Here is a 15796-nt window from a genome sequence, read left to right as displayed (position 1 = left end):
TGGTTCGCCAAGGGCTCAGTGCGTGCGGCGCGCTTCCAGCCACTGAAACAGCAGCATGCCCGCCAGCATGGCCAGGACAAATACCCAAGCCTGCCAATGGAGCGTGAACAGCAGGGTCAGCCCCGGCCCCGGGCAGATGCCGGCGATGCCCCAGCCGATGCCGAACAGCAGGCTGCCACCGATCAGGCGGCGGTCGATGTCGCGGCGGGTGGGCAATTGCATGGTCGCACCGAGCAGGGCATTGGGTTGTTTGATGGCCCAGTGGAACGGCCACCAGGCAGCGCCGATGGCGCCGAACATCACCAGCGCCAGGGACGGGTCCCACTGGCCCGCCAGGTCCAGAAAATTCAGGACCTTGGTCGGGTTGGTCATGCCCGACAGCAGCAGGCCGAGGCCAAACAACAGACCGGCGATAAAGGCTGTGACCTTGCGCATGTTCATAGCCCCATCCCGTGGCGCAGCAGCCAGACAGTGATAAAACCGGTCAACATAAAACTCAGGGTGGCGACCAATGAGCGCGGCGACCATCGGGAGATGCCACAGACCCCATGGCCACTGGTGCAGCCCGCGCTGTAGCGCGTACCCAGGCCCACCAACAGCCCGGCGCCGATCAGGCCGGCTATGCCGCTTTGGAACTCGATCGTCGGCAACACCTGGAACAGCCCCCAGAACAACGGCGCCAGCAGCAGGCCCGAGAGGAACAGCGCCTTCTCGCTCCAGCCTTCGCTGCCCGGTTGCAGCAGGCTGCCCAACAGGCCACTGATCCCGGCAATGCGCCCGTTGGCCATGACAAACAGGCCGGCGGCCAGGCCAATCAGCGCGCCACCGGCGAGGGCGCTCCAGGGCGTGAAGTGCAGCCAGTCGATGTTCATGGGGATATGGGGCTCATGAGAGGGAAGGGTGAGTGGAGTTTAGTCTTTGGGGTGGTGGTGCGATATGTGCGAGGTGGCTAGAGGGGAGTGGTGCTGTCAGGTGGGGAGTTGTCTGTGAGAGCAGCGGTATGCGGTAGAGCATTAGCGCGTCAGTTGGGCGATGAGTGCTCTCATTACCAAGGCGTCCCTCTACCAGAAGGGGAGCCTACCAACTGCCATAGGGAATGCCATATTTCTCTATGTAGCGTTTGGACCCTTCACTGATCTGGTAGGCGTAACGGCCATTGGTTTTGCCTTGGCTCGGCCCTAAAGGCTCAACTTCAGCTTGGACGCGGGTGACTTTGATTGGGTGATGACATTCATCTCTTACCCAGACCTGGACAATGCCTCCCGGCGCCAGCCCTAGATTGACTGAGGCCATATAGCTGGCGGTTTGCTGTGGCGTTTCCGGGCACCGACGGGCCGTGGTCTTGCGCATGATCTGTCGGGCCTCTTCCGGGATATCGATCCATACCCGATAGGTTTGCGGTTCAACCACCGATTGCCAGCGAACGAAAATGCGTTTGGGCAGGTCGGCACCGATCACCGATTTGCCATCACCACCAACTTCGCTCCAGCCTCTGGCCCATTCCTTTTGGTAACCGAGGTTGCCGCCTGATGCAGTTCCACCACCGGTGCGTCGAAACAGCATTCCGTTGATATCTTCTACTGCGCTGTCTTCGACCCAGACTTTCATGTAGTAGGGTTCGGTAAAGCCAAGCTCCCACCAGGGGTTTTTGGGATCGTTTTTTGCGGATAGCGGATCGCTGGTCAGGCAGCCAGTCAACAGCAGTGCGCCAAGCAAGGTGATGAATACTTTCATTGCCGGCGTGTTCGGTTGTAAGTCGGGGGATGTGTTCACGTAGTAAAGTGCGTCGATACCAAGAGAGCTCTGCTTACCAACTGCCATAGGGAATGCCGTATTTCTCTATATAGCGTTTGGATTTTTCGCTGACCTTATAGGCGTAGCGCCCATTGTTTTTGCCTTGGTCCGGTCCTAGCAGCTCAACTTCGGCTTGGGTCCGGACTACTTTGATCGGATGACGGCATTCATCCCTTACCCACACTTGAACAATGCCGCCCGGCGCCAGCCCCAGATTGACCGAGGCCATATAGCTGGCGGTTTGTTTTGGCGTTTCTGGGCAACGACGGTCGGTCGCCCTGCGCATGATCTGTCGGGCCTCTTCCGGGATGTCGATCCATACCCGATAGGTTTGCGGCTCAACCACCGATTGCCAGCGCACGAAAATGCGTTTGGGCAGGTCGGCACCCACCACGGATTTGCCTCCGATACCGACTCCTGTCCATCCCCTTGCAGACTCCCGGTTGTCCTCAGGTTGTCCGCCTGCTGCAGTTCCGCCGCCGGTGCGGCGAAACAGTTTTCCGTTGATATCTTCTACCGCGCTGTCTTCAACCCAGACTTTCATGTAGTTGGGCTCGGTGAAACCAAGATCCCACCAGGGATTTTTGGGGTCGTTTTTTCCGGATAGCGGATCGGTGGTCAGGCAGCCACTTAATAGCAGTGTGCTCAGCAGGGCGATGAATGCTCTCATTACCAAAGCGTCCAGTCAGGTACGTGAGGGGACGTGATTGTTGAGCAGCGTGCTTCGATATCAGAAGGGTTCTGTCTACCAACTGCCATAGGGAATGCCGTACTTCTCTATGTAGCGCTTGGAATTCTCGGGTAGCGGGTAGTAGTGCCCGTTTGATTTACCCAGGTGCGGCCCCAGCGGTTCAATCTCAGCTTGCGCACGGGCGACTTTGACTGTGTTGCGGCATTCATCTCTGACCCAGACTTGTACGATGCCACCGGGGGCCAGGCCTAAATAGAGCGATGCCATATAGCGAGCAGTCTGATGCGGAGTTTCCGGGCAGCGTCGGTTAGTCGAGGTGGTCATGATTTTCCGGGCCTCTTCTGGAATATCCACCCATGCCCGATAGGCCTGTGGCTCTACGACCGATTGCCAGCGTACGAAAATGCGCTTGGGCAGGTCAGCGCCAACCACTGATTTACCGCTACCTCCAACTCCCTTCCCGCCCCATCCTCTGGCCCACTCTTTGTCGTAACCCATATCACCACCCGCAGCGGAGCCGCCGCCAGTGCGAAGGAATAGCTTGCCGTTGATATCTTCAACAGCGCTGTCTTCAACCCAAACTTTCATATAGAACGGCTCGCTGAAGCCAAGCTGCCACCAAGGTGCCTTGGGGTCGTTTTTTCCAGATAGAGGATCGCTGGTCAAGCAGCCAGTTAGCAGTAGTGCGCCCAGCAGGGCGATGAACATTCTCATTACCAAAGCGTCCAGTCAGGTACGTGAGGGTGTTGCACACGCACGGCATCCACCGTGGGGGCGTTGATATAGACGACTTTAAGGCTGCCGCCATCCTGTTTGCCAAGTGGGTGGTTCCAGTGAGCCGAAAGATGGATATAACGCAGTTTGAGCATGGCCTCCTCGGCTGGAGTCGTACTGTAGTCACCGGCGACAAATCTGTCACAAAGGGCTTGCAGTTCTTGCGGGATGGCGTAGTCCAGATCCTGTTCGTCGATGGCGTTGAAGCGCACACCATTCTCCCTAGCCAGTTCATACATGACGCGTAGATACACCCTCGATAGCCTGTTGCTCATTGGGCGCTTGAGTTGCAGGCCGGCATATATCCGTTTTTTTCGTGGGGCGAGGCGGTCCTGTGGATCTTGCGGTAGAACCATCGGCTCCGGTGTGATGATTTCCAGCCATTGTGCGGGCCAACCCTCGGTCAGCCAGCGCTTTCTTATCAGGGTTGCGTCCCGGTAAATCGAGGTCTGGGTCACGTCAGTATTGATCGGCACCTCCAGCGCCTGCATCGGACTGACCAGTACACACTCCTGCACCTCATTCAGATAACCGCCACCGATATCCGAATGTGCGCCGGGTAGGGGGATCTCCACATGATTGGGTTTGACCTGGCTCAGGGCAAAGTTGGCCCGGTACTCGTCGCGTGCGACCAGTTGGACTACTGAGTGAAAATAGCGACGATCGAGGTGCAGCTTGATACCTGGGGTAATGGCGCTGCGTACATTGCCCAGATTGCTCAAGCCGGCAACCGACGGCACAGTGTCGAAAAGACCAATAAAACCCATGTCTACGTTGTTGCCGTACTGCCGGTTGAAGTGTGGACTGAAGGCCTTGGAGTGGTCGTGCAGAATCAGTTCGAGTGGTCCGAGCCAGCGCACAACTTCATTGGCAAAATGCCGGGCCGCTGCCGCGCCTCGGCTAAAACCAAAAGCATCGAAGATCAGTGACGTGATCTCGCCTTCGGGATTCTCTGTGTGGATATCGTTGATATGTTCTTTGATCTCACGGAAAGCCCTTTGCACACATCCCAATATTCCGGTGTCACCACGCCCTGTACCTGAGGTGATCAGGCTGTCTTTTTCACCCGTCTGTGTGCCGATACCCTCAACATAGATTGAACGAAAAGCACGCTTTTGCAGTTCTCTACCCTCGATTTCCCGGCTGGAATAGTACAAGTCACTCAACCGCTTAACATTGCTCACATCATTCCCATAACTGCTCTCCGGATCCCTCATATACGGCTTGCAACTGCCATCGATATCCTTGGCTTCAATGGCGTGCTGCGCCCCGCAAATCTGGCCCATGGCCGAGTTGCTGGCGTTGTTTCCGGTACCGTCGAAGAACACACCGATACGCAGCGCCACCTGGACCTTTTCGGGCGGTGGCGCAGGTTCCTTGGCGTACTTTTCGTACTGGGCCCAGAGCTGTTCGCCGTAGCTGGGCTGTTCGGTCTCGGCGGCGCGTTCCGCGGGGCGCTGGTTGGGGTTGGCGGGCCGTAGAAGGTTGGGCATTGGCCCGGGTCCGTTGCTGGCCATGGGTGGTCCTGGTTCGGTCGAAAGGGGCGCTGGAGACCGTACCGGGAATGGCGGGCGATGGATTTAGGAGGAATCTGCAAGAGGTTGGGCAGGTGCTGATTTGGTTGTAGGGGCGATTGATTGCCGGGATGTTTTTGTTGCCTGGGCGGGCGCTATCGCGAGCAAGCTTCGCTCCTACAGAAGAGCGTTTGCTCGCGATTGCGGGTTCAACGCCAGGCGCCGAGTGCTCCGAGGCTGAGCATCACCGCCGCCAGCATCCCCACCAAGGCAAACAACTGCTGCAACCGCGGCCCTGCCAGGTAACGGGCGACCTGCCGGCCGGCAATCAATCCCAGCACCGCGCCGCCGGCGAAGGGCGCGCCCACCGCCCAGTGCATCACGCCGCTGAGGCTGGCGGTGATCACGCTGCCGGTGGACACCAGGGCGATCACCGCCAGGGAGGTGGCGACGATGCTTTTGCTGTCGAGGTTGGTGTAGCGGGTCAGCGCCGGGATGATCACGAAGCCGCCGCCGACGCCGAGCAGGCCGGAGAGCAGCCCCGAGAGCATGCCGGTGACGGTCAGCGCGCGGGCGCAGGGCAGGGTCCAGCGCAGCCTGCCTTGCAGTGGGTTGAGCACGCAGGGTTGAAAGGCCGCCCGGGGTGCCGGTTGGCCGTGGCGCAGTTCGCGGGTGGCCTTGAGCAGGATGCGTCCGCAGGCGTACAGCAGCACTGCGGAAAACAGCAGGGCCAGCGGCAGGTTCGGCAGGCGGTGGGCCAGCCACAGGCCGACCGGCGCCATGAGAATGCCGATGGCGGCGACAAAACCGGCGGCGCGGTAGCGCACGATGCCTTCGCGCAGCCCCAGTACCGCGCCCACGGTGGCCGCCAGGCCCACCGCGAGCAGACCGATGGGCGCGGCCTCGACCATGCTCAGGCCGAGGCCGAACACCAGCAGCGGCACCGCGAGAATCCCGCCGCCGGCTCCGGTCAACGCCAGGATCGCCCCGATCAGCGCGCCGAGCCCGGCGCCCAACAAGCTGTACTCACTCATGATTCCGGCAGGTCCGTCACCAGGCTGGGCCGCGCCAGCCACTCATGGCCCTTGAGCATGCCGCGCCAGTACAGCGGCGGCAGGATGCGTTCCTTCAGCCACCAGGCACGCCGGGTCGGCTGGCGACCGTCCAGCAGCCACGCCGGAAAGCTCGGCGCGACCTTGCCGCCGTAGGTGAATTCGGCGAGGACGATCTTGCCGCGCTCCACGGTCAGCGGGCAGGAGCCGTAACCGTCGTACTGCGCCCGGGTCGGCAGGCGCTTGAGGTTCACCAGCACGTTGGTGGCCACCACCGGCGCCTGCTTGCGCGCCGCCGCGGCGGTTTTCGCGTTGCTGGTATTGGTCCCGTCGCCGAGGCCATGGATGTTGCTGTAGCGCTTGTGTTGCAGGCTGTGCGGGTCGACGTCGATCCAGCCGGCGGCATCCGCCAGCGGGCTGTTGCGGATAAAGTCCGGGGCGGTCTGCGGCGGCACCACGTGCAGCATGTCGAAGGGCAGCTCGATGCGTTCCGGCTGGCCTTCGGCGTTGTTGCGCACGAAGGTCGCCCGTTTGCCGGGGCCGTCCACCGCCACCAGGTTGTGGCCGAAATCCAGGGCGATATCGTACTTCTTCACGTACTCCATCAGTGCCGGCACGTAGTCCGGCACGCCAAACAGCACGCCGCCGGCATTCAGGAAGCGGGTGTTGATCTGCCCCAGCCGGCCGTTGCGCAGCCAGTGATCGCAGGACAGGTACATGGCCTTCTGTGGTGCGCCGGCGCATTTGATCGGCATCGGCGGCTGGCTGAACAGCGCCTGGCCCTGCTTGAGGTTCTGCGCCAGTTGCCAGGTGTAGGGCGCGAGGTCGTAGCGGTAGTTGGAGGTCACGCCGTTTTTGCCCAGGGTTTCGCTCAGGCCCTCGATGGCGTTCCAGTCGAGCTTGAGGCCCGGGCAGACCACCAACTGGTCATAACCCAGTACGCGACCGTCGTTGAGTACCAGGGCGTTGTGCTCCGGCTCGAAGCTGCTCACCGCGGCCTGAATCCAGGTCACCCCCTTGGGGATCAGCGAGGCCATGCTGCGCGCGGTGTCTTCGGCGCGGAACACCCCGGCGCCGACCAGGGTCCAGCCGGGCTGGTAATAGTGGGTGTCGGCCGGGTCGATAATGGCGACGTCCAGGTGCGGTTCGCGGCTGATCAGGCTGGACGCGGTGGCAATGCCAGCCGCGCCGCCGCCGACGATCAGCACCTGGTGGCTGCCGTTGACGGCTCGTTGGATGGGGGAAATCGGGCGCATGGCAGCGTCTCCTGGTGGAGTGGCGTTATAGGTTTTAAAGGGCGTTCAGCGGGATCTTCAGGTAGCTCACGCCGTTGTCGTCGGGCTCCGGGAACTGGCCGCTGCGCATGTTGACCTGCACCGAGGGCAGGATCAGCACCGGCATTTCCAGGGTGGCGTCGCGGGCTTCGCGCATGCGCACAAAGGCGTCTTCATCGATCCCTTCATGGATATGGATATTGTTGGCGCGCTGTTCGGCGACCGTGGTCATGTATTGCAGCTCGCGGCCGTTGGGCAGGTAGTCGTGGCACATGAACAGCCGGGTCTGCGGTGGCAGGGCGAGGATCTTGCCGATGGAGCGGTACAGGGTGCGCGCGTCGGCGCCGGGGAAGTCGCAGCGGGCGGTGCCGTAGTCGGGCATGAACAGGGTGTCGCCGACAAAGGCCACGGTCTCTTCTCCGACCTGTACCAGGTAGGTCATGCACGCCGGGGTATGGCCGGGGGTGTGCAGGGCGCGGGCCTGGAGGTTGCCGATGGCAAAGCGGCTGTCGTCTTCGAGCAGCACGTCGAACTGGCTGCCGTCGCGGGCAAAACCCTGGCCTTCGTTGAACAACTTGCCGAACACCTGTTGCACCACGGTGATCTGATTGCCGATCGCCACCCGGGCGCCAAGCTGCGCCTTGAGGTAGGCTGCGGCGGACAGGTGATCGGCGTGCACGTGGGTCTCGAGGATCCAGTCGACCTGGGCGTCCAGTTCGCGCACCCGGGCAATCAGTTTGTCGGCGGACTCGGTGCGGGTGCGGCCGGACTTGGGGTCGTAGTCCAGCACGCTGTCGATCAACGCGCAGCGCCGGGTGTCGAGGTCCATCACCAGGTAGCTGATGGTCCATGTCTGGTGGTCGAAAAAGGCTTCTACGCACAGCGATGCGCCGATGATCATTGGGCTCTCCGAACAATAGGGTGACGCCGGCCAAGGCGGGCAGTCATCCCTTGGACTGTCAATAAACGTGCCAACCGGCGTGCACTGCTTTTACCGCCCATTCATTGAATTCAAAGGCCTGGGGTGGGCGTTCCGGCTGTCACTGTCAATTGTAGGTGGCAGTCGATTGGCAGTTTCTGGCAGAAAATGGCAGAAGCCGGGTTCATGGTTTAAGCTGCCGCGCAACGCCCAGGAGTTGCCATGCCCCAGTCCACCCATGCCCTTGCCAGTGCTGAAATGTTAGCCCTGATGTCCTATCTGGAACATGACGCGCAGCCGACGATTCTGTTAGACACCGACTACAACATCCTCGCGGCCAACACCGCTTACCAGCGCCAGTTCGGCGTCGAGGGCAAACCCCATGTCGGCGCCAAGTGCTACCGGGTGTCCCATCAGTTCGCGGTGCCGTGCGACCAGGCCGGCGAACATTGCCCGATGCGCAAGGCCTTCGAGACCCGCCTGCCGGAGCGCCTGCTGCATGTCCATCACACCCCACGCGGGCCGGAGCATGTGGACGTCGAGCTGCGGCCGATCCTCGGCGACACAGGGCAGGTGGTGGCCTATGTCGAGCGCCTGAGTTCGGTGGCGGTGGCTTCGGTGCAACCGCAGCAGAAGGGCCTGGTGGGGCGTTCGCCGGCCTTCAACGAGGCCTTGAGCGCCCTGCAGCGGGCGGCGCCGTCGCAGATCCCGGTGCTGTTGCAGGGCGAGTCCGGTACCGGCAAGGAGCTGTTCGCCCGCGCCCTGCACGATGGCAGTCCGCGCGCCGGTGGGCCGCTGGTGGTGGTCGATTGCACCGGCCTGACCGAGACCCTGCTGGAGAGCGAACTGTTCGGCTACGAGAAGGGCGCCTTCACCGGCGCCCTGCAACGCAAGATCGGCCTGGCCGAAGCGGCCCATGGCGGCACCCTGTTTCTCGACGAGATCGGTGAAGTGCCGCTGGCGATGCAGGTCAAGCTGCTGCGGCTGATCGAGTCCGGCAGCTTTCGTCCGGTGGGCAGCCTGCGCACCGTGCATTCGGACTTCCGCCTGGTCTCGGCGACCCACAAGCCGCTCAAGGAAATGGTCGCCGCCGGCACCTTCCGCCAGGACCTGTACTACCGCATCAGCGCCTTCCCGATCCGCCTGCCGGCCCTGCGCGAGCGCAGCGACGACCTGCCGCTGCTGATCGACAGCCTGCTGCAACGCCTGGCACCGGGCGCGGTGCCGCGGGTCGCGCCGCAGGCCCTGGAGCGCCTGGGCCTGTATGCCTACCCGGGCAATATCCGCGAGCTGCGCAATATCCTCGAACGGGCGCGCTTGTTCAGCGACGACGGGGTGATCCGCGTCGAGGACCTGCCCGAGGAATTGCGCGCCGGCAGCGCCGCCACCACGACCCAGCCGAGTCGGCGCCGCGCGGGCAAGGACCTGGAGCAACTGGCCCACGCCCTGGAAGTGTTCGAAGGCTCACGCAGCGAACTGGCCAAGGCCCTGGGCCTGAGCGAACGCACCCTGTACCGACGCCTGAAGGCCCTGGGCATTTCCTGAACCTGTTCGCCCCTTGATATCCCGTCCCCGCTCAATGTGCGTGTAGCCGCTGCCGCAGGCTGCGATCGAGCGGCACGCTCGTGGCGATCTTGCCGACGCCGGAGACCCTTCGGGTCTATCGCAGCCTCGCGGGGCTCGGCAGCGGCTACAGGGAACGGGGACACCCTCGATATTCCGGTCCCGCCAAATGCGTGTAGCCGCTGCCGCAGGCTGCGATCGAGCGGCACGCTCGCGGCGATCTTGCTGGCGCCGGAGACCCTTCGGGTCTATCGCAGGCTGCGCCAGCGGCTACAGGGATGCGGCGACTCCCTCGATATTCCGGCCCCGCTCAATGCGTGTAGCCGCTGCCGCAGGCTGCGATCGAGCGGCACGCTCGCGGCGATCTTGCTGGCGTCGGAGACCCTTCGGGTCTATCGCAGGCTGCGCCAGCGGCTACAGGGATGCTGCGTCCCCCTCGATATTCCGCTCCTGCTCAATGCTTGTGTAGCCGCTGCCGCAGGCTGCGATCGAGCGGCACGCTCGCGGCGATCTTGCCGGCACCGGAGACCCTTCGGGTCTATCGCAGGCTTCGCCAGCGGCTACAGGGGCGAGCGGGGCGGCTATCGGTCGCCGCGGCCGGGCAGGTCGCAGGCCATTACCCACATCCCTATTTGCTCCAGGTCGGTGTTGAAGGGGACCTCGCCTATCTGGCGCAGGCCGGCGTTGGCATAAAAGCGCTGGGCGCCAATGTTGCTCTTGAGCACGTCCAGCCACAGGCAGGGTTCACCGGCATCGGTGGCGCGCTGCAGCACATGTTCAAGCAAGCGGCGACCGTGCCCCTTGCCGGCCTGGGACTTGAGCAGATAGATCTTCTGCAACTCGGCACCGGGAATGCCGCTGCCCGGGGTGGGCCGTGCCCAGTTGAGTTTGGCGAAACCTATGGGCTGCTGTTGCTCGTCCAGGGCCAGCAGCCACAGATGCTCGCTCTTGGCGGCAAGAGAGTCTTGCAGGCTGCGGAGGGAGAAGTCCTGGTCGAGAAACTGCTGTAGGCCTTCAGCGCTCCAGATCGAGGAGAAATGCTCGCGGTAGGTGGCGCATCCGATGGCTTGGAGGGTATCGATATCGCGGCTGTCGGCTTCACGGATGGTGATCATGCTTCGCTCCTTGATGGCATTGGCGGATCGGACCGGGTGCGGCAGCTTAGCCTTTGCGCAGGTGAGGCTCCAGTACTCCGCTGTCATTGGCGCATGGGTTCCAGGGCACGATGGCGATGCGCCGTGGTCGTAGTTTCTGCCCCCTTTATCCGCCGCCTTGCCCGTAGCGCCGGGCCTTTCAGGAGCTGACATGAGCCAGGATCTACTCGCCACCGAAACCAATCGCCGCCAGTTGCAGCAGATCATTTCCGGGCTGTCCGACGGGGTCATCCTGCTCGAGGCGGACCGGCGTATCGTCTGGGCCAACGAGGCGGCGCTGGCCATGCACGGGGTCGAAGACATCAGTGAGCTGGGCGCCGACGATCGCCAGTACGCCGAGCGTTTCGCCCTGCGTTATCGCAACAATCACCCCCTGGCGCTGGAGAGCTACCCGATCAATAGGGTCGCCGCCGGGGAGACCTTCAGCGATGTGGTGGTGGAGGTGCGCAGCGGCGAGGGCGAGGAGGAGCGCACCTGGGTGCATCGGGTGCGCAGCATGATCCTCACCGACCGCGCCGGCGAGGTGGAGTCCCTGGTGCTGATCCTCAGCGACGCCACCGAGTGGGCCAGCGCCGAGCAGCGTTTCGAGAAGACCTTCAATTCCAATCCGGCGCCGGCAGTGATCTGCCGCCTCAGCGACCTGCGCTACATCAAGGTCAACCAGGGTTTCCTGGAAATGACCGGCTATGCCCGCGACCAGGTGATCGGCCGCTCGGTGTACGAGGTGGATGTGCTGGAGGGCGCCGAGCGCAAGGACCTGGCCATCGAGCGCCTGAACCAGGGCGCGACCATCCCGCAGATGCAGGCCGAGCTGCGTTTGCCCGAAGGCGGCAGCAAGCTGGTGATCGTTGCCGGCCAGCCGCTGGATATCAACGAAGAAGACTGCATGCTGTTTTCCTTCATGGACCTGGAGCCGCGGCGCAAGGCGGAGGTTGCCCTGCGCCAGAGCGAGGAGCGTTTTGCCAAGGCGTTCCGCCTGACGCCGGTGCCGACCCTGGTGTGCGGCGCCGACAGCCAGCAGATAGTCGACGTCAACGAGGCCTTTCTCGACAGCACCGGTTATGCCGCCGAAGAGCTGCTGGGCAAGACCGTGGAGGAGGTGGGTTTTATCGCCAGCCCGCAGGCCTGCGCCAGCCTGTTCGGCGCCCTGGAGAAAAGCGCCGATGTGCGCAACCTCGACCTCAGGGTGCTGAAGAAGGGCGGCGAACTGCTCGACTGCGTGGTCTCGGCCGACACCGTGAACATCCAGGACAAACCCAGCTACCTGCTGGTGCTGATGGACATCACCGAGCGCAAGCGCTCCGAGCTGGAGCTGGTGTCGGCGATCGAGGAGGTGATGCGCGATGCCTCGTGGTTCAGCCAGACCCTGATCGAAAAGCTGGCCAATGTCCGCAGCGCCAACCAGGCCGAGCAGCCCAGCGCGTCCTTTACCGACCTGACCGCCCGCGAGCGCGATGTGCTCGGGCTGATCTGCGAGGGCCTGGCCGACAAGGAGATCGCCGCGCGCCTGCAGCTGGCGCCCAGCACGGTGCGCAATCACGTGGCCACGGTGTACTCCAAGCTGGCAGTGCACAGCCGCGCCGAGGCCATCGTCTGGGCTCGCGAGCGCGGGCTGTTCAGCGGCGACCGTCGCGGCAAGACGCAGCGCTGACCGGTGCAAATGCACCAGTGTCACCAGTACAAATGACGCTTCTGCGGCGTCACGGGGTTTCTTAGGCTGGGTGATGTGCGGTGCCGTGGCGGACACGGGCCGCTCACGAAAATCATCAGCTGAAGGAATGCACGATGCGTAGCGAACAGATCAAAGGTGCGATGGGCACGGCGGCCGGCAAGGCCCAGGGCGTGGCAGGCGAGCTGCTGGACGACCAGCAGATGCGCCTGGAGGGCGCCGCCCGCCAGGCCGCCGGGCAGTTGCAGGAAACCTATGGCGAGGCCCTGGACAGTGTCTCCCGCTTCGTCCGTGACAAACCCTTGGCCAGCGTTGCCATCCTCGCCGGGATCGGCCTGCTGGCCGGCCTGTTGTGGCGTCGCCACTGAAGGAGGCCTGGGTGATTTCCCAGGCGCAGTTGCGCCGCTACATCGAACAGGGCTTCGCGCCCCTGGCCTGTGCTTTCAGCACCGGCTCCGATTCCACACTGACCCTGCGGGTCTTCGAGCCTGAAAGCGGACGGGTCGACCTGGTGGTCACCGGCATCGACCCGCGCACGCTCGCGACAGAGGCGGACGTGCTGGCGATGATCGAGGAGCTGCTGTACGAGCTGCGCAGCAACTCCATCAGCCTGGTGCACCTGTCCTGACCGGGGAGCCGCCTCTGTAGGAGCGAGGCTTGCCCGCGATGGTGGTGAACGATAACGCGGGTTGTCTGAAACACCGCGTTGTCATGAGGATTTTTCGCGGGCAAGCCTCGCTCCTACAGAAGAAGAACGTGTTCCTCTGTAGCAGCAGTTCAATCCTTGGCGATCAAGCTCGGCCGGCAATCGAGGCTCAGGCGCGCGCCGCCGCTGTCGCTGCTGCCGACGTCGAGCTTGAAGCCGTGCAGGCTGACGATGGCGGCGACGATGGACAGGCCCAGGCCAAAGCCGCCGTGGGAGTTGCTGTCGTCGACCCGGTAGAAGCGCTGGAACACCGCCTTGCGTTCGGCCTCGGGAATGCCGGGGCCGGAGTCGAGGACTTCCAGGCGCGTGCAGCCGCCATCCTCCATACCACGCAGAATCACCTCGCCGCCCGGCGGGGTGAACTTGATCGAGTTGCTCAACAGATTGGCCAGGGCCTCGAACAGCAGGGCGCGGTCGCCGGTCAGGCTTGGCAGCCTGTCCGGCACATCCAGGGTCAGGGTCAGCTGGCCTTCCTCGGCCAGCGGCAAGTAAAAGTCATACAGCTCGCGCAGCAACGGCAGCGGGTCGAGTTCGACAAACCCCGAGCGGCGCTGGTGATCCTCGATTTCGGAAATCCGCAGCAGGCCGCGAAAGCGCGCCATCAATCGATCGGCCTCGGCCAGCACCTGGTCCAGCTGCAAGGCTTCCGGCGTGCCTTCGACCGCCTGTTGCTGCATGCGATACAGCTGCGCGCGCAGGCGGGTCAGCGGGGTGCGCAGGTCGTGGGCGATGTTGTCGCATACGCCCTTGACCTCGTTCATCAGCCGTTCGATGCGGTCGAGCATGGCGTTGACGATCGCCGCCAGCATGTCCAGCTCGTCGCGGCGGTTGGACAGCGGCAGGCGGTGGGTCATGTCGCCGGCGACTATCGCCTCGGCGCTGGCCTGGATGCCGCGAATGCGCCGCAGCGGCCGGCGCCGGAGCAGATGCCAGCCGGCGGCGCCGGGGATGATAGTCAGCGACACGCCCCACAGCAGCGCGTGGAGGATGATCCGCGTCACCGCGAACAGCGAGCCGTTGTCGCGCACCAGGATCAGCCAGCGGCCGTCGCGGGTGTAGGTGGCCACCGCATCGCAACTGTCGCGGGGCAGGCTGGGGTCGTCGGAGTCGATGCAGCTCTTGAGCTCGTGGATCTGCCCGTCCAGCGGCAGGTCGTCGGGGATCTCGCGGATCGGCCCGCTGAGGTAGTGACGCCGCTCGTCGAACAGGCCATAGGCGTCGATGGCGCGCATGTCGAAGGTCATGCTGGTGGTCAGGGCTTCTTCCAGCTGCTCGCCCTGGAAGCGCGCGAACAGGTGCTGGCGCTGCATCAGCGAGTGCTTGGCGAGGCTTTCCAGGTAGCCGGACACCTCGTAGTACATGACGCCCATGAGGATGCAGCTCCAGGCCACGAACAGCGAGCTGTAGAGCGCCAGCAGGCGGCTGCTGGAGGAGCGCCAGCCCTTAGAGGGGTTCAGCAATGACATAACCCGAGCCTCGCACGGTGCGGATCAGCGGGGTCATGCCTGGCGGATCGATTTTTTTACGCAGACGGCCGATATGCACGTCGATCAGGTTGGTGCCCGGGTCGAAGTGATAGCCCCAGACCTCCTCGAAAATCATCATCCGCGAGAGGATCTGGCCGGTGTTGCGCATCAAAAATTCCAGCAGCTTGTATTCGGTGGGCAACAGGCTCAGCAACTGGTCGGCGCGGGTCGCTTCGCGGCTGATCAGGTTCAGCTCCAGGTCGGCCACCCGCAGGCTGGTTTCGAACTCCTGCACCGTGCTTTTGCGCCGCAGCAGCACCTCGACCCGAGCGGCCATTTCGTCGGAGGCGAAGGGCTTGGTCAGGTAGTCGTCGCCACCGGCGCGCAGGCCGCGCACGCGCTCGTCGACGTCGGACAGGGCGCTGATCATCAGGATCGGCGTCGACACGCCGATGGTGCGCAGGGTGGTGACGATCGCCAGGCCGTCCAGCTCGGGCAGCATGCGGTCGAGGGTGATCAGGTCGTAGTCGCCGCTGACGGCGCGCACCAGGCCTTCGCGACCGTTGTCGACCCAATCCACGTCCAGCCCGTGGCTGCTCAGTTCCGCCACGATTTCGCGGGCGGTTACGGCATCGTCTTCGATGGTCAGAATGCGGGTCATAAGGGCTTACCTGATTGGGGATTTCATGACGCAGGCCTGTATTTTGCCAAGAAATCGCCGCGGGCTTTCTAAAAAATCTTTCATCTTCGCGCCAGTGCCCTGGCGAACGCAGGGTAGCAGGCGGGCCGGGTGCGGCAATCGTTGATATCATCCAGCTATTACTGGCTGGCATGGACGCTGCGCAATGTACCTACCTCATTACCTCGACTTCAAAGCCCTGGGCATCGGCTTGTTGCTGCTGGCGGCGGCCCCGGCGTTCGCCGCCAATCAACCCTGCTCGGGCAAGAAGGGCGGGATCGCCGGTTGCGACGGCGAGCTGTTTTTGTGCAACGACGGTTCCATCAGCGGCTCCAAGCAGAACTGCGCCGCACGCTACGGCAACTCGGGGCAGGCGGCGCGCCCACAAAGCCTGTTGCGCAGCAGCGACGGCTGCTCCTGCGGCAGTGGCAGTTTCTGCACCGGGCCGCGAGGCGGCGTCTATTGCCTGACCCCGAGCGGCAACAAGAGCTACAAGCGTAAATAACGCCGCAGACGCCGATTGGACAGGCCCGGGCGCCTC

17 protein-coding genes are annotated in these 15796 nt (G+C 63.4%); 5 read left to right on the top strand and 12 right to left on the bottom strand.

Going from position 1 to position 15796, the window contains the following annotated elements:
* Positions 1–15: 15 nt before the first annotated feature.
* From NRG23_RS06785 to NRG23_RS06745, 9 genes are all read right to left on the bottom strand, one after another.
* Entirely contained in the window at positions 16–435 is a 420-nt protein-coding gene (locus NRG23_RS06785) for a DUF6691 family protein (protein ID WP_028682758.1), read from the bottom strand.
* Between the two features lie 2 nt (positions 436–437).
* Entirely contained in the window at positions 438–872 is a 435-nt protein-coding gene (locus tag NRG23_RS06780) for a YeeE/YedE family protein (RefSeq protein ID WP_053278642.1), read from the bottom strand.
* A gap of 205 nt (positions 873–1077) precedes the next feature.
* On the bottom strand, positions 1078–1734 hold the full coding sequence (locus NRG23_RS06775) for a DUF2931 family protein (protein ID WP_038631724.1): 657 nt from the start codon (positions 1732–1734) through the stop codon (positions 1078–1080).
* A gap of 73 nt (positions 1735–1807) precedes the next feature.
* Positions 1808–2464, bottom strand: coding sequence for a DUF2931 family protein (locus tag NRG23_RS06770; protein ID WP_038631726.1), 657 nt, complete (start codon positions 2462–2464; stop codon positions 1808–1810).
* Between the two features lie 75 nt (positions 2465–2539).
* Positions 2540–3199: a DUF2931 family protein gene (locus NRG23_RS06765; protein ID WP_009048443.1), complete on the bottom strand. Its 660-nt coding sequence runs from the start codon at positions 3197–3199 to the stop codon at positions 2540–2542.
* On the bottom strand, positions 3199–4776 hold the full coding sequence (locus NRG23_RS06760; RefSeq protein ID WP_257374137.1) for a DUF2235 domain-containing protein: 1578 nt from the start codon (positions 4774–4776) through the stop codon (positions 3199–3201). Before NRG23_RS06760 ends, NRG23_RS06765 begins: the two co-directional genes overlap by 1 nt.
* Positions 4777–4982: 206 nt before the next feature.
* Positions 4983–5807 (bottom strand): sulfite exporter TauE/SafE family protein, encoded by an 825-nt coding sequence (locus NRG23_RS06755; protein ID WP_257374136.1) that lies wholly within the window; start codon positions 5805–5807, stop codon positions 4983–4985.
* Positions 5804–7081, bottom strand: coding sequence for an FAD/NAD(P)-binding oxidoreductase (locus tag NRG23_RS06750; RefSeq protein WP_257374134.1), 1278 nt, complete (start codon positions 7079–7081; stop codon positions 5804–5806). Before NRG23_RS06750 ends, NRG23_RS06755 begins: the two co-directional genes overlap by 4 nt.
* Positions 7082–7115: 34 nt before the next feature.
* Positions 7116–8000, bottom strand: a complete 885-nt coding sequence (locus NRG23_RS06745) for an MBL fold metallo-hydrolase (protein WP_016701766.1) — start codon at positions 7998–8000, stop codon at positions 7116–7118.
* Between the two features lie 240 nt (positions 8001–8240).
* Here NRG23_RS06745 and NRG23_RS06740 point away from each other — a divergent pair, with 240 nt between their 5' ends.
* A complete protein-coding gene (locus NRG23_RS06740) occupies positions 8241–9563 on the top strand; it encodes a sigma-54-dependent Fis family transcriptional regulator (RefSeq protein ID WP_257374131.1) in 1323 nt (440 codons plus the stop codon).
* A gap of 599 nt (positions 9564–10162) precedes the next feature.
* Here the strand turns inward: NRG23_RS06740 and NRG23_RS06735 are convergent.
* The gene (locus NRG23_RS06735) at positions 10163–10696 is read right to left on the bottom strand and encodes a GNAT family N-acetyltransferase (protein WP_257374127.1); all 534 of its coding nucleotides are present in this window, start codon (positions 10694–10696) and stop codon (positions 10163–10165) included.
* A 190-nt stretch (positions 10697–10886) separates the two neighbouring features.
* Here NRG23_RS06735 and NRG23_RS06730 point away from each other — a divergent pair, with 190 nt between their 5' ends.
* From NRG23_RS06730 to NRG23_RS06720, 3 genes are all read left to right on the top strand, one after another.
* A complete protein-coding gene (locus NRG23_RS06730) occupies positions 10887–12386 on the top strand; it encodes a helix-turn-helix transcriptional regulator (RefSeq protein ID WP_257374126.1) in 1500 nt (499 codons plus the stop codon).
* Positions 12387–12520: 134 nt separating this feature from the next.
* Complete coding sequence (locus tag NRG23_RS06725; RefSeq protein WP_257374125.1) at positions 12521–12772, top strand: CsbD family protein; 252 nt, start codon at positions 12521–12523, stop codon at positions 12770–12772.
* Between the two features lie 11 nt (positions 12773–12783).
* The gene (locus NRG23_RS06720; protein ID WP_009048452.1) at positions 12784–13032 is read left to right on the top strand and encodes a DUF1652 domain-containing protein; all 249 of its coding nucleotides are present in this window, start codon (positions 12784–12786) and stop codon (positions 13030–13032) included.
* Between the two features lie 149 nt (positions 13033–13181).
* Here the strand turns inward: NRG23_RS06720 and NRG23_RS06715 are convergent, their stop codons facing one another.
* A complete protein-coding gene (locus NRG23_RS06715; protein ID WP_009048453.1) occupies positions 13182–14576 on the bottom strand; it encodes a HAMP domain-containing sensor histidine kinase in 1395 nt (464 codons plus the stop codon).
* Positions 14554–15237, bottom strand: a complete 684-nt coding sequence (locus tag NRG23_RS06710; RefSeq protein WP_007930717.1) for a response regulator transcription factor — start codon at positions 15235–15237, stop codon at positions 14554–14556. The genes NRG23_RS06715 and NRG23_RS06710 overlap by 23 nt, the downstream gene beginning before the upstream one ends.
* 184 nt (positions 15238–15421) lie before the next feature.
* Between NRG23_RS06710 and NRG23_RS06705 the strand changes: the two genes are divergently transcribed.
* Entirely contained in the window at positions 15422–15760 is a 339-nt protein-coding gene (locus NRG23_RS06705) for a hypothetical protein (RefSeq protein ID WP_124299119.1), read from the top strand.
* The last annotated feature ends 36 nt before the right edge of the window (positions 15761–15796 follow it).

Source organism: Pseudomonas sp. T8 (assembly GCF_024610635.1).
In the GTDB taxonomy this organism is placed as follows: domain Bacteria; phylum Pseudomonadota; class Gammaproteobacteria; order Pseudomonadales; family Pseudomonadaceae; genus Aquipseudomonas; species Aquipseudomonas chlororaphis_I.
Note: the sequence above shows the minus strand (reverse complement) of the source record. Positions and strands in the feature narration are given on the sequence as shown.

Coding starts and splice junctions, on each gene's coding strand:
- NRG23_RS06785 (WP_028682758.1), bottom strand. CDS start 435: ATGCGCAAGGTCACAGCCTTTATCGCCGGTCTGTTGTTTGGCCTCGGC.
- NRG23_RS06780 (WP_053278642.1), bottom strand. CDS start 872: ATGAACATCGACTGGCTGCACTTCACGCCCTGGAGCGCCCTCGCCGGT.
- NRG23_RS06775 (WP_038631724.1), bottom strand. CDS start 1,734: ATGAAAGTATTCATCACCTTGCTTGGCGCACTGCTGTTGACTGGCTGC.
- NRG23_RS06770 (WP_038631726.1), bottom strand. CDS start 2,464: ATGAGAGCATTCATCGCCCTGCTGAGCACACTGCTATTAAGTGGCTGC.
- NRG23_RS06765 (WP_009048443.1), bottom strand. CDS start 3,199: ATGAGAATGTTCATCGCCCTGCTGGGCGCACTACTGCTAACTGGCTGC.
- NRG23_RS06760 (WP_257374137.1), bottom strand. CDS start 4,776: ATGGCCAGCAACGGACCCGGGCCAATGCCCAACCTTCTACGGCCCGCC.
- NRG23_RS06755 (WP_257374136.1), bottom strand. CDS start 5,807: ATGAGTGAGTACAGCTTGTTGGGCGCCGGGCTCGGCGCGCTGATCGGG.
- NRG23_RS06750 (WP_257374134.1), bottom strand. CDS start 7,081: ATGCGCCCGATTTCCCCCATCCAACGAGCCGTCAACGGCAGCCACCAG.
- NRG23_RS06745 (WP_016701766.1), bottom strand. CDS start 8,000: ATGATCATCGGCGCATCGCTGTGCGTAGAAGCCTTTTTCGACCACCAG.
- NRG23_RS06740 (WP_257374131.1), top strand. CDS start 8,241: ATGCCCCAGTCCACCCATGCCCTTGCCAGTGCTGAAATGTTAGCCCTG.
- NRG23_RS06735 (WP_257374127.1), bottom strand. CDS start 10,696: ATGATCACCATCCGTGAAGCCGACAGCCGCGATATCGATACCCTCCAA.
- NRG23_RS06730 (WP_257374126.1), top strand. CDS start 10,887: ATGAGCCAGGATCTACTCGCCACCGAAACCAATCGCCGCCAGTTGCAG.
- NRG23_RS06725 (WP_257374125.1), top strand. CDS start 12,521: ATGCGTAGCGAACAGATCAAAGGTGCGATGGGCACGGCGGCCGGCAAG.
- NRG23_RS06715 (WP_009048453.1), bottom strand. CDS start 14,576: ATGTCATTGCTGAACCCCTCTAAGGGCTGGCGCTCCTCCAGCAGCCGC.
- NRG23_RS06710 (WP_007930717.1), bottom strand. CDS start 15,237: ATGACCCGCATTCTGACCATCGAAGACGATGCCGTAACCGCCCGCGAA.
- NRG23_RS06705 (WP_124299119.1), top strand. CDS start 15,422: ATGTACCTACCTCATTACCTCGACTTCAAAGCCCTGGGCATCGGCTTG.